This is a genomic window from Mesorhizobium sp. M0898, from assembly GCF_040319695.1.
In the GTDB taxonomy this organism is placed as follows: Bacteria; Pseudomonadota; Alphaproteobacteria; order Rhizobiales; family Rhizobiaceae; genus Mesorhizobium.
This window is the reverse complement of sequence record NZ_JAMYOE010000048.1, coordinates 21,102-33,445: the sequence shown is the minus strand read 5'-3', so window position 1 is coordinate 33,445 and position 12,344 is coordinate 21,102. Positions and strand designations below refer to the sequence as shown.

Below are 12,344 nucleotides of genomic sequence, written 5' to 3'. Positions count from 1 at the left end.
TGGTGGCAGCACGATGCCCTGCTAGTCCTCCTCCGATGATAACGACTGTTTCCATAAACCTTCCTCAGCGCCTGGCGACTCTGACCGTTACCAACATGACAAAGAGAAACAAAATGTGGAGACGCGCTAGTGTCAAATTCCTGCGAATTTGTTCAGCACAGACGGCGCAGTCCCAAAACCCGAAGCCCCGCCTCGCGACATCACGATGGCGATGGGGAGACTGTTAAAGATCTGCCTGAGGCGCTTCAGTAGTGGTCTTGGCACTCTCCGCCGGGGCGGACCCTGTATCAACGGTGAATATCGCTTCGTGTGATAGGCAACTTCTGGACAAACTGTATATTTTGGTAAGCCGAGAAACCTGACATCGTTCCCGCGAGAACAAATCACTTGGGCGCGCAAAGGATTGTTAGAATGGCAAAAAATTCGTTCGCTGAAACGATCAGGTCGGGAAAACCGCAAATTGGCGCCTGGATGCACATTCCGCATGTGATAGTCGCAGAGACGCTGGCGCAGACAAACCTAGATTTTCTTTTGGTTGATGGCGAGCATTCGCCCATTCCGCCCAACGCGCTCCTGCAGATTCTTCCTGCGACCGAACGGTACGGCATGCCTGTACTCTACAGAGTAGCTTGGAACAGGATTGAACTCATTAAAGCCGCGCTAGATCATGGTGCGAACGGCATCATGGTGCCAATGGTAAACTCCGGTGCCGAAGCCATCGAAGCTGTGTCGTCCGCAAAATATCCGCCTACGGGAAAGCGCGGTTCTGGAGCGTGGAGAGCATCGAACTATTACCAAAAGGATGCCGAGTATCGCAAGGCTGCGAACTCTAGCTTGGCCGTCGTACTCCAGATTGAAACGCGAGAGGCTCTCAATAATCTGGACGACATAGCTTCAACTCCTGGTGTCGACGCGCTCTTCGTCGGACCGGCAGACCTTGCCCTTTCCTTGGGCATGGAACCGGGAAAACTTACACCCGAGTTACTGGACGCCTGTCAAGCCGTCGCGAATGCCGCTAAGAAGTACGGTATAGCGTCTGGTAGTGATGTGGCGTCCGTAGAATATATGATGCGACTTAAAGTACTTGGCCTTAGCCTGTTCACCTATGGATCGGACTCTGGTTGTGTTTTGGACGGAGGCCGAACTGTGGCGACAGATTTTCACAACGCGTTTCTCGCTAGGTAGCCCGCTCATTGATCTATCTATATTGCGAAACGTTGGGTGGCACGAGCGATATTAGCGCAAAACTCCTCGGTTTGTACCCCAGATCGGCAATGACACCTCTGTCCAATGTCGCCGTTCGGTTCACGGTCTGTAGATCAGATCGCGCTCGAACTGTGCAAGCGCGCCGCATAGGTGGAAGACTAGCCCGCTTCTCTCACCGAATTTAGCGCCAGGCTCCGTTGTGACGCGGCGGAGGCACTGGCATGGCTGTGGAATTCGAGGACGGGCGCGATCAGCGCCGCGCTGCTGGGAGCGACGGTCGGATCTTCAGCCCTGTATCCTCTATTGCTTGTGAGAAGGGTTCGGGTCCGGCGGCATTATCAGGCCGCAGCCCGTATTCGGGCGTGAGCCAGAACTCCTCAGCATAGGGACACGCTGAGGCCATCGCCACCTTGACGCGACGAACCGAGACGCGCACCTGCGCGCCGATCTTCAGCAGTTTCAATCTGATCGTGCCGCCGCTGGCGTTGGCGAGCCGGGTATGGGCAAGGCCAAGGCAACGCAAGGCCCAGATCAGGACATAGGCAAAGAAGGCGAACCACAGCCGCAGCTGATTGGCGCGCATGGTGTGGGCACTGGTGCGGTCGGCGTAGAGGTCGAGTTGGCATTCCTTGATGCGGTTCTCCATGTCGCCGCGGGCGCAGTAGAGATTCTCGTAAAGCGCCCGTGCCGCCCAGCGCTCCGGTTTGAGTGAGTCACGATGAAGCGCGGATTGGCGCCCTGCGTCGTCCATTCGGCCTTGGCCACGACCCGCCTGCGGCGTGACCAACTGTCTTTGGTTGACCACATGAAGTCGCGAAAGACGCGTGCGGCCTGTCCGCTTGCCCGAGATGCCAGGCAGGCTTCCTTCAAAGCCGGGGCCATCTTGGTTTCCAGCCGCTCGTTGCGGGCGAGCCCGAACACGTAGGCGACGCGATTTTTCTCGCACCAGGCCATCAGTTCCTCGCGGGCAAGGCCAGAATCAGCGCGCAGGATGACGCGAACCCTTGGCCAGTTCTTGCGAATCTGCCTGACGATCCGCTCGACCTCCTCGACCGCGCCCTTGCTGGCGTCGATATTGGAACGCCTGAGCTTTGCCGCCAGCAGGTGCCGGCCGCAGAAGATGTAGAGCGGCAGGCAGCAGTAACAGTTGTAGTAGCCGTGGAGACCTGCCTTCCTGCCGGCCGTGCAGCCGATCATCGGTGGCGTCGAAGATCGAGCACGATCTCGGCCGGCGGCTTGTCGTGGGCTTCCAGGAACAGGTCCACGAACAAGGCCTCTAGCGCGACCTCGTCGTACCTGATCTTGGGATAGCGCGTCGGCTCCCCGATGCGGCCGTGCTCCAGCCGGTTCAGCGTCGACTTGCCAGCAAGCACCGCACAATCTTCCCGCTTCGGCGTCAGGCGTTCCGACACAAGCGCCAGCACCGGTCGTGGCGAAGCGTGTCGTGGTCGTCGACGTCCTCGTATCCCAAGGCGATCACTGCGATGCGCTGTCCGATCAGCGTGCGCACGCTGTGAACAGTGAGATCCGGATCGCGACGGTCGATGAAGCACGCGGCCACTCGAGCGAGCAGTCCCGATCATCGTGACGCAGGAGCAAGGCGCCGGCATCTGAGGTGATGGCTCCGCCGTCGAAACCGGCCACTGGATCGGAAACGCGGGGCTTTTGGCTCCAATCCGGTGATGATCTCGATGAGGTGCTTCATAGACCGGCCGAGGGGGTCGAGTTTCCAGACTGTGAGCGTGTCGCCGTCGCGAACGTGGCCGATCGCCTCCGCCCATCCGGGCTTGCATCCTCGAACAGCGATCGCCTTAAGCCCGAGTCTCTCCCCGGGCATCGGGCGCTACTTGGCCCAAGATGCCCTCGTCGACCTCAGCCGCATCGATCTTGGCCCTCGCCGGCTGTTCCTTTCACGACTGCGGCGCCGAGCTCATGCGCCGGCGAGGCGGCCGGCGTACGGGCGGCGCCGGCGGCTACGATGGAGGTTTTGCTCATGTGGCTTCCTCCACTTCTGATCTCCGACGGAGCTCAGTTGACGATCGTTGCTTGGGTTGCTCGGCGCAGTTCGTCGTTGCTCACGCCGTCGGCGCATTCGACGAGCTTCAGCCCCCTCTCGACCACGTCGAGTACGCCAAGATTGGTGATGATGCGGTCGACGACGCCCTGGCCGGTGAGCGGCAGGGTGCAGGCCTTGAGCACCTTCGATTCCCCGGCTTTGTTACTGTGATCCATGACGACCACCACCCGCTTCACCCCAGCCACCAGATCCATGGCGTCACCCATGCCCTTGACCAGCTTGCCGGGGATCATCCAGTTGGCAAGATCGCCATCCTCCGAGACTTCCATGGCGCCAAGGATCGCCATGGCGATCTTGCCGCCGCGGATCATGGCGAAGCTCTGCGCGGAGTCGAAGAAGGCCGAATGCGGCAGCGCCGTCACCGTCTGCTTGCCGGCATTAATGAGGTCGGCGTCGATCTCGCTCTCAGTCGGGAAAGGACCGATGCCGAGCAGGCCGTTCTCCGACTGCAGCGTCACATGTACGCCCTTGGGAATATGGTTGGCGACAAGCGTCGGGATGCCGATTCCAAGATTGACGTAGGTGCCGTCCTCAAGCTCGCGGGCGGCGCGCGCAGCCATCTGGTTTCTATCCCAGGCCATGTCTGTTCTGCCTCCCCTCAAGCCGCCGCGCGGGTGGTGCGCTGTTCGATGCGCTTCTCGTGCTCGCCCTGAATTAGCCGGTGCACATAGATTCCCGGCAGATGGACCTGATCGGGATCGAGGCTACCGACCGGCACAATCTCCTCGACCTCGGCCACGCAGACCCTGCCGCAACTGGCCGCCGGCGGATTGAAATTGCGCGCCGTCTTGCGGAAGACCAGATTGCCTGACGTGTCCGCCTTCCAGGCCTTGACGATGGCGAGATCCGCGACGATGCCGGTTTCAAGAACGTAGCTTTCCCCGTCGAAGATCTTGTGCTCCTTGCCCTCTGCCACGACGGTTCCGACGCCGGTTTTGGTGTAGAAGCCGGCAATACCAGCACCCCCTGCCCGCATACGCTCAGCTAGCGTTCCTTGCGGGTTGAACTCCAGTTCCAGCTCACCGCTCATATACTGGCGCATGAACTCGGCGTTCTCACCGACATAGGAGGAGATCATTTTTTTGATCTGCTTGGACTTCAAAAGCACGCCGAGCCCAAAGTCGTCGACGCCGCAATTGTTGGACGCAATCGTCAGTCCCTTAATGCCTGCCTCCCGGATCGCCCCAATCAACAGTTCGGGAATGCCGCAGAGCCCAAACCCACCGGCAGCGATCAACATCCCATCAAACAACAGACCTTCTAAAACCGAATTTGGGTCTCGATACACTTTGGCCATGAAGTTTCCTAATACGCTGACAAATACTTCAAACACGAAGCGAGTCGCCCGATGGGAGCGTGGCTCAACAGTATTTCAGCTCCGTGAACCTTATGACCCGCCCCGATAACTGAGTTTTTCAGTTTCCGGCTCGGTAGCTTCGCGGCGCGTAAATCGGTCAATGTCACGAGTCTGCCATTCTATGAGCCACCGGTCAGCGCGCCCGTGTCGCCGGACGTGACCGCTGAGCCGCCTCATCCATCGGGGGTTGCCGCCCCGCGCGCCAGAAGCAGCATCGCGAAATGCTGAGCGTGAGCATGACGACGGGCTGGTGACAGAGGGCGGTCATGGAAAGACACTCAAATATTTCGCTCTGGCGCCGCTTGCCACTTTCACCCTTCGTACAGTTCAGGCAGCGAGCACCGTTTCCGCCAAGTTTACCCAATAGCCGATGCCGTAAGGCAGGGCTTCGTCGTTGAAATCAAACGCAGGGTGGTGCACAGGAGCCGTCGACCCATTCCCAAGGAAAATGAATGCGCCTGGCCGTGCCTCAAGCATGTAGGAGAAATCCTCCGCTCCGATGCTTGGTCTCCTCTTATCGTCTACGGACGCAGACCCGACGGTGCTGCGTGCCGCCTCAATCGCTAAATGAGTTTCCTGCGTGTTGTTGACAGTCGGCGGAACCGAACGGACGTATTTGAACTCGACATCTGCGCCGAAGCCTCGAGCGATCCCCCGAGCGGACGCCAAAATCTCTCGCTCGGCGAAGTCCCGCAAGCCAGACGTGAGAGTCCTAACGGTCCCACCGATCTGAACCTCATCGGGAATAACGTTGTAGGCCTGTGCGGCGCTCAACTTCGTGACCGAAATCACCAGCGACTCGCTAGCATCGGTCTGGCGCGAGACCAGGGTCTGGAGGCCGAGAATGATTTGTGCTGCTATGACAACGGGATCAATCGTCCGATGCGGGGAGGCCGCATGCCCCCCCCTGCCCTTCACGATAATATCAAAATCGTCTTGCGAGCCCATGATCGGGCCGGCGCAAATGGCAAATTTGCCGACCTCTAAGCCCGGTGCGGTGTGCATGCCAAAGACTTGGGATATGCTGAAGCGGTCCATGATCCCCTCCTGGACCATTTTAAATGCGCCAGTTGGGAATTCCGGCTCTTCTGCCGGTTGAAAAATCAAGGCGACGGAGCCCTTGAACTTGCGCCTAGACGCCAGGTATTTCGCAGCACCCAGCAACATGGCCGTATGACCGTCGTGGCCGCAGGCATGCATAACGCCTGGTTTTTTCGACGACCACGGTTTGTTTGACGTCTCAACAATCGGCAGAGCATCCATGTCCGCCCTCAGCCCGATGGTGGGTCCATCGCCGCCTTCGCCCTGGATCAAGGCGACGATGCCGGTCTCGGCTATCCCCGTTTCAATGTGGTTGATGCCGAAGGAGGCGAGTTTCTCTGCCACAAACTTTGCTGTGTTGTGTTCCTGAAAGTATAGTTCTGGATTTTCATGGATGTAGCGGCGCCACTCAGTCGCCTCGGACTGCAAATCCCGGAACGTTTCAATGCTTCTCATGTTGCGACAACCCTAAGCATGTTCTGTAAGCGTCTTCGAATTTTGATCGACGTCTCGGCGAAAAACTGGATTTTGAGGGCTATTGATCCCAAGCACGCGCGAATTATTCAACCGAGAATCAGACCGTTCAACTAGCCCGTTTTAGTATGAGGCATATGAGAAAGTCGTTTGCGCCAATTTGCGCCTGCCATTGCAACATAGCCGCCACAAAGCGATGGGGTTTGAAACATGCCATCCACGTCAGACGCACGTGGGCCAATTGCAGCGAAAGAGACCAGTCGCTCCGAAGTCCAAACGGCCAATTGATACTCTCGATTGATTGAGATAGTGGGACGCGTGCCTTCGACACGCGCAAGCTCGCTCTAACAGCTTCCTGTCATCCCTCAAGGAAGGGGAGTCCCCGGATCCTGTTGCACGCGGCCATCGGCAAGCCCGAGAACGCGGTTTGAAAGGGAAAGCGCTTTCTCCTGGTCGTGGGTGACAACGAGTGTTCATGCAACATACGATCGAGCGCAGCCAGAGGCTCGTCGAGCAACCAGGTTAAGAGCGTCAGTCACCTTCTTTTTGGAATCGACCGCCCCTACTCCTCGCATTAGTAGGAGAAATGCGGCATGGTCGAATACAGACATGTGCGGAAACAGAGAATAGAGTTGGAATACCAGCCCGATATTTCGCTACGCCGACCGCGTTGCTGTCACATCCTGCCTGCTAAGCATGATGCGGCTTCGTAAAGCCGGCGATCAATGAGAGGACAGTGGTTTTGCCGGATCCGCTCGGGCCAAGAATAGTGGAAAACTAACCCTGCTCTGCTTTGAAATCCAAGCGTTCGAGAGCACGGACCTGACCATAGTGCTTCGAGAGACCTTCAAGACTTATCGATGGGCGGGAGGCACTGGGTTGCGTCCTCGAAAAGGCGACCGAACTGACGCCTCGTGAGCCAAGCTTCCGCCGCCTGGGCCGCCGATGTGCGCTGGTCAGCAGCTCGCGGCCGCGGAACGAACGGACAAGGCGCTGAAGAAACCGCAAACCCTGCGCCAGTTGCAGCACCAAAGCCAGGCGCTCAAGCAATGACCAGAGGCCGTTGCCTCGCCATCATTGCCAACCTTCTTCCTTCTTCCGTCGCCTTGTTCTCTGTGTGGGGCGGCTAGGTCGGGGGCCATCTGATGCCCAGCTGTCCGCTCGGCCTCTGGCGCATTGCCCCCCTTCATCGAGACGTTCGCACGGGAGATCGCATCTTCGTCTATCTCCTCGGACCGCGACGCCTCGGACCGCGACGTTCGAGCCGGCGCTGGATTGCGGCTATATTCGCAGCGGTCTTTGTCCGGGCTGGTAGAGCCCGCTGTTCAAAATCGTCGTAGCGTTACCGGTCTAGAGGTCGAAATCGGCGGGTCGGGGATCATCGACGGTGCCACATCTGGAGCCCGTTCGGTCGACGGCGGGCTCAGGCTGCTTGAGGACTTGAGGGCAGCATCGTACAGCCCGGCTTTCTGTTTCTTTATTCTCTTTCAGAGGTTCCATTGGGCGGTCGCGGCGATTCTCTTTGCGAAATCAAATCTACGATTGGCCACCAGAAGGACGTCGCCGGTCGCGCCCAACGGATCGGTGAGGATCGACACGCGCTTCATTCCCGGGTCAGCATGCCGGTTACACCCACCCACAAAGTGCCGGGGTCCGACAAGGGTTCGGCAGGACGAGAATAGTGTTGCCCTGAAAGCGCCCGCGGCGTCTGGAAGGGCGATCGCCGGCACTGACGTGGCCGCCATTGGCGGTGCCATCGTTGTCGACGCCGAAGGCTACATAAGTGGTGGTCGAGGTGGCGGGGCAGCGCGAGCGATCCTCTATCGCGAGGGGAAATGCCGACCCTAGGACGGCGCGCATGCGCCACTCTTCGCCAATCCGGTTATCGACTTCGCTGTCATTCGGATTGCGCCACTCATCTGGTATGAGCAACCCCATCCGGTGGCAGCGGCAGATTTCGAATCGACATCAGCTCAAGCTGCCGACCAAGATACCGCAGCGTGGGTCGGTCGTCAGCTAAGGCCCGTGGCAATTGGAGCATCATCAGGTGCTCGGTGACGCCACGATAAGACTGCGCTGCTCGACCGCCTCACAGGCTGCACAATCCAGTCAACCATCGGTCCCGGCGCTCCACTGGTCGGGCCTACGATCAATCACCCACCTTACTCCGTTCGGAAGTCGGAATCCATGCCACGCCCCCTGGCGCAACATTTCCATCAGAATTCCTGCAGCTGGAGGCATCGACGTCTGTGGATCGTAAACAAGATAGATCTCACGTTCGACGACGGGCCCTACTAATCTGATCCGCGAGAATTCGCAAAACTGCATCATGGGCAAGACAAGGCTAGGTACTACGGATATACCTAGATCGGCAGAGACGAGACCCGCGACCGTCCCGACGTCCCGAGCTTGTGTTATGGTCCCGAGTTGGATTTCGGCAATTTGCAACGCGCGATCCACACAAGCGCGAACGCTGCTCAATGGATCGAAAGAGACGAAATCTTCACCAGCCAAATCGTTCCAGGACACAGTCTCCAAACTAGCAAATTTGTGAGTTTTCGAACATATGCAAATCAGACTATCCGCCGCGATCTGTTCGGAAATTCGTCGGTCTGTCCGCTTCAGGAAGGAAGTGATGCCAAAATCGACGTGTCCGTCGGACACGTAACGAACAACCTCTTCTGCAAAACCGTCCTTCACTGATATCCTAACATTGGGCCTGGCTTTCCGGAATTCGGAAATGACCGCCGGCAGTATAATGGACGCAACGGAAGAAAGTGCAGCTAGGCTTACGATTCCGTCGAGCCCTCTATGGTAAAGCTGAAACCGCGACAGCGCGCTGTCGAATTCCTCGAGAACACGGCGCGCGTTCGCCAATAGCTGCTCGCCGGATGCCGTAAGCGCGACCCGCCGGGTAGTGCGCTCAAACAGCCGGGTGTCTAGCTCCTCCTCGATCTCGACGATCGTTCGACTTAAAGCCGATTGAGCGATGTTCAGGGAGCGTGCCGCAGCGGTATACCCGCCGCGCTCCGCGATCGCGATGAACGCCCGCAAATGCCTGAGAGTGATATTATTGCTCATTCGCGATTGATATATACTCAAAAAATGTTGGACGCGCAATAGTTTTACGGTGACTTTGTCGGGATCAGTGTCCCGAGAGATTGTCCATGAGCGAAGTCGTTACGAAGCAAGAAGGCCAAGCGTTTCACATTATTTTCAATCGACCTGAACGCCTGAACGCGGTCAACGAAGACCTATATCAACAGACGTTGGATGCCCTGAACTATGCTGACAACGACGCTGGGATCCGGTGCGTGATCCTGTCCGGAAATGGACGGGCTTTCTGTGCTGGTGCTGATTTGAAGGCCCACAATTCCGGCGAACGGACGCGGGAACAGCGCGAGGCCTATATTATGCTGGGGCAGAGGGTCTGCGAGCGGATTCAAACGATGAAGACGCCCGTGATTGCCGAGGTGCAGGGCTATGCCCTAGGAGGCGGAGCCGAAATCGCGACCTCCGCTGATTTCCTTATCATATCCGACGACGCCCAACTTGGATTTCCCGAAGTTGCCATTGGAACCTATGTCGGGGGAGGTGTGACGCTCCGCCTCCCCAGACTCATCGGGTTGAGGGAGGCTGCGAGCCTTTTGCTGCTGGGCTACAGGATAACCGGCGCGAAATGCCTAGAGATTGGTCTGGCAACCGAGGCCCCGCCAGCGCATCAGTTGAAAGAGCGCACGAGCGCGTTGGTGGAGCGGATTGTGAGGAACGCACCGCTACCGATGGCTCGTCTCAAGGCGGCGATCAATTTCCCACAGAGCCCCGACAACCTTTTTCGCACCGAGGCCGAAGATCTGCTGGCGATCATGGAGACCACAGATTGGGCCGAAGGCGTCGCCGCCTTCGCGGAACGCCGCTCGCCGCGTTTCGAAGGAAGATAGAGATGACCATGGAGCAGCAAAACGAGGCAACAACGCCAAACCGCGTACTTAGCTATGGCGAGCCGGGTTCGCCAGCGCCGGCGAGCCTTCACACTGAGAAATCGGCCTTGAGCCGCATACTCGAGCCGCACTCCGTTGCGATCATCGGCGCATCCTCAAACCCCGACAAGCGCGGATATCAGATCATCAACGCTCTAAAAAAGTCCAGCTACAGCTATCCGATCCTGCCGGTCAACCCGAGGGGAGGAGCGATCCTCGGCTTACCAGTTTTCAGCGACATCGACGCGCTTCCCGAACGTGTCGACATCGCTGTGATCGTTCGGCCGGCGGAGGAAGTGCCGGATATCCTCATCCAGTGTGGCAAAAAGGGCATCGCGGGCGCTGTGGTCCTGGCACACGGGTTCCACGAGAGAGGTGACGAGGGATTGGCCGCGCAGAAAAGATTGCGCGACGCCTTAGTGAGAAGCGGCGTCCGGGTTGTTGGACCGAACACATCGGGAATGCTAAATTGCACCGTTAAGGCGGACCTTATTGGCCTGCCGGAGTTGCCGCCAAGCGGGCCAGTCAGTGTTCTAACGCAAAGCGGCAACATGATCCTTTCGGTCGTCGAAGACAGCCGCACAATTAATGGCCCCGGCTTCGATGTAATCGCGGGACTCGGTAACCAGACCGACGTCGGATATGGCGAGTTGATCGAGGAGCTTTGCCTGCGCAAAAGCACTCGTTCGATTGCAATCTACAACGAAGGTTTGCTTGACGGGCGGGGATTCCTCGAGGCGGCCGCACGAGTGGGGCGGAGCTGCGCGATTGTCATGCTGCGCGGCGGACGATCCATCGAGGGCCAGAAGGCGGCGCTTTCCCATACGGGTTCGATTGCCGGCGCCGACGAGGTCGCCCTGAAGGTGGTCGCCCAAATGGGCGTGACCCAAGTTGATCGGTCGGATGAGTTGTTGCCAGTTGCCGCGGTTCTCGCAACCAGCCCACTCCCCAAACCAGAAACCGGAATTGCGGTTCTGACCGACGGCGGCGGCCACGCCACACTCGCCGTTGATGCCCTATCAAGGGCGGGGGTGCCGCTTGCGTCCCTCTCGGAAGACACAAAGGCCAAGTTGAGAAAGGTGCTCGGCGATGGGGCCGTTGTCGAAAATCCGATTGATGTTGCAAGCGCCGCGGATGCCTATCCCGACGTTTTCCCCGAATGCATCGAAATCCTGGCGTCAGATGCGCAGGTGGGGCTCGTACTGACCAATGGGCTGTTTGGAGCCTACCACATACGATTCGATGCCTCTCTGTTGAAAGCCGAGAATTTGGCGGCCGAACGGATCGTGGCTTTGCGGGATGCCACTGGCCTGCCTCTGGTTTTCCATAGCTGCTACGCCCATCGCAAACCGGGGAACCACGATATCTTGCGAAATGGCGGCATCCAGGTCTTTCCCTCGCTAGATTGGGCAGTTAGCGGTTCCAAGGCGCTGTTCGAAAGGGCGAATTGGCTTTTTAAGCGAGGTGGGCATGACGAAAGGTTGGCACTAGAGGCACCGCCCGTTGTTGTCCCCGGCGGCCTCTCGGCAGAGACGACAGCCCGCAGAATCTTGCAGAAATTGGGCGTGGACACCGGCGAATGGTCGGCTGCGAGCGATGCGGGAGCCGTGGAATCGGCTGTCTCCAACTTTGCCACGCCCTGTGCGGTGAAGGTGGACTCGGCCTTTGTGGTGCACAAATCCGATGTCGGCGGCGTGCGTCTCGGCGTGACAGGAGAGGCGGCGCGCGCCGCCGCAGATGACATCGCGAAAGCTATGGTATCCCATGTCCCCCCGGTGACGACATGCGGTTTCATTGTCACGCCGATGGTAAATCGCGGCGTGGAGTTGTTCGTGGGTGCCTCAAACGATCCGATCTTCGGCCCGGTGATCTTGTTCGGCTCCGGCGGCGTCCTGGTCGAAGCGGTCAAGGACGTGACCTTTCGCGCGGCACCGGTTTCTCCAGCGGAAGCCTTGGACATGATCAATGAGACCCGAGTTGCGAAGCTCCTCGACGGATTCCGGAACTATCCAAAAGTCGACAAGCGATCCCTTGCCGACTTCATATCGTCAGTGTCCGTCGCGGTCATGAAGCTGGACAACCTTTCAGAACTCGACATCAACCCGATCATTGCCAACGAAAACGGAATTTACCCCGTCGATGTGAGGTTGGTCGGGAAATAAGCGCCACTCAGGATAACCGAAGTGAAGTGTCTGAAGACTGGCTTGGT

10 protein-coding genes and 1 pseudogene are annotated in these 12,344 nt (G+C 58.5%); 3 read left to right on the top strand and 8 right to left on the bottom strand.

The window, feature by feature from the left end; genetic code table 11:
* Positions 1 to 411 precede the first annotated feature (411 nt).
* The gene (locus tag NKH90_RS29695) at positions 412 to 1,185 is read left to right on the top strand and encodes an HpcH/HpaI aldolase family protein (protein ID WP_352822652.1); all 774 of its coding nucleotides are present in this window, start codon (positions 412 to 414) and stop codon (positions 1,183 to 1,185) included.
* A 359-nt stretch (positions 1,186 to 1,544) separates the two neighbouring features.
* Here NKH90_RS29695 and NKH90_RS29690 read toward each other — a convergent pair.
* The 8 genes and pseudogenes from NKH90_RS29690 to NKH90_RS29655 all read right to left on the bottom strand — a co-directional run bounded on the left by NKH90_RS29690 (position 1,545) and on the right by NKH90_RS29655 (position 9,236).
* A pseudogene (locus NKH90_RS29690) lies at positions 1,545 to 2,850 on the bottom strand (IS1380 family transposase).
* Positions 2,786 to 3,043: a recombinase family protein gene (locus tag NKH90_RS29685; RefSeq protein ID WP_352822650.1), complete on the bottom strand. Its 258-nt coding sequence runs from the start codon at positions 3,041 to 3,043 to the stop codon at positions 2,786 to 2,788. The pseudogene NKH90_RS29690 and the gene NKH90_RS29685 overlap by 65 nt, the downstream one beginning before the upstream one ends.
* A gap of 35 nt (positions 3,044 to 3,078) precedes the next feature.
* Entirely contained in the window at positions 3,079 to 3,201 is a 123-nt protein-coding gene (locus tag NKH90_RS29680; RefSeq protein WP_502898886.1) for a hypothetical protein, read from the bottom strand.
* Between the two features lie 33 nt (positions 3,202 to 3,234).
* Positions 3,235 to 3,864, bottom strand: coding sequence for a 3-oxoacid CoA-transferase subunit B (locus NKH90_RS29675; RefSeq protein ID WP_352822647.1), 630 nt, complete (start codon positions 3,862 to 3,864; stop codon positions 3,235 to 3,237).
* 17 nt (positions 3,865 to 3,881) lie between these two features.
* The gene (locus NKH90_RS29670) at positions 3,882 to 4,580 is read right to left on the bottom strand and encodes a CoA transferase subunit A (RefSeq protein WP_352822663.1); all 699 of its coding nucleotides are present in this window, start codon (positions 4,578 to 4,580) and stop codon (positions 3,882 to 3,884) included.
* A gap of 387 nt (positions 4,581 to 4,967) precedes the next feature.
* Positions 4,968 to 6,137, bottom strand: coding sequence for a M20 aminoacylase family protein (locus NKH90_RS29665; RefSeq protein ID WP_352822644.1), 1,170 nt, complete (start codon positions 6,135 to 6,137; stop codon positions 4,968 to 4,970).
* 708 nt (positions 6,138 to 6,845) lie between these two features.
* Positions 6,846 to 6,923: an ATP-binding cassette domain-containing protein gene (locus NKH90_RS29660; protein ID WP_352822660.1), complete on the bottom strand. Its 78-nt coding sequence runs from the start codon at positions 6,921 to 6,923 to the stop codon at positions 6,846 to 6,848.
* A 1,341-nt stretch (positions 6,924 to 8,264) separates the two neighbouring features.
* A complete protein-coding gene (locus tag NKH90_RS29655; RefSeq protein ID WP_352822641.1) occupies positions 8,265 to 9,236 on the bottom strand; it encodes a LysR family transcriptional regulator in 972 nt (323 codons plus the stop codon).
* Between the two features lie 86 nt (positions 9,237 to 9,322).
* On the opposite strand from NKH90_RS29655, the gene NKH90_RS29650 reads away from it, so the two are divergent.
* Together NKH90_RS29650 and NKH90_RS29645 are read left to right on the top strand one after the other, a co-directional pair.
* The gene (locus NKH90_RS29650; protein ID WP_352822639.1) at positions 9,323 to 10,096 is read left to right on the top strand and encodes an enoyl-CoA hydratase/isomerase family protein; all 774 of its coding nucleotides are present in this window, start codon (positions 9,323 to 9,325) and stop codon (positions 10,094 to 10,096) included.
* A gap of 2 nt (positions 10,097 to 10,098) precedes the next feature.
* Positions 10,099 to 12,297 carry an acetate--CoA ligase family protein gene (locus NKH90_RS29645; RefSeq protein WP_352822636.1) on the top strand — a complete coding sequence of 733 codons (2,199 nt, stop codon included), beginning with the start codon at positions 10,099 to 10,101 and terminating at the stop codon, positions 12,295 to 12,297.
* Positions 12,298 to 12,344 lie beyond the last annotated feature (47 nt).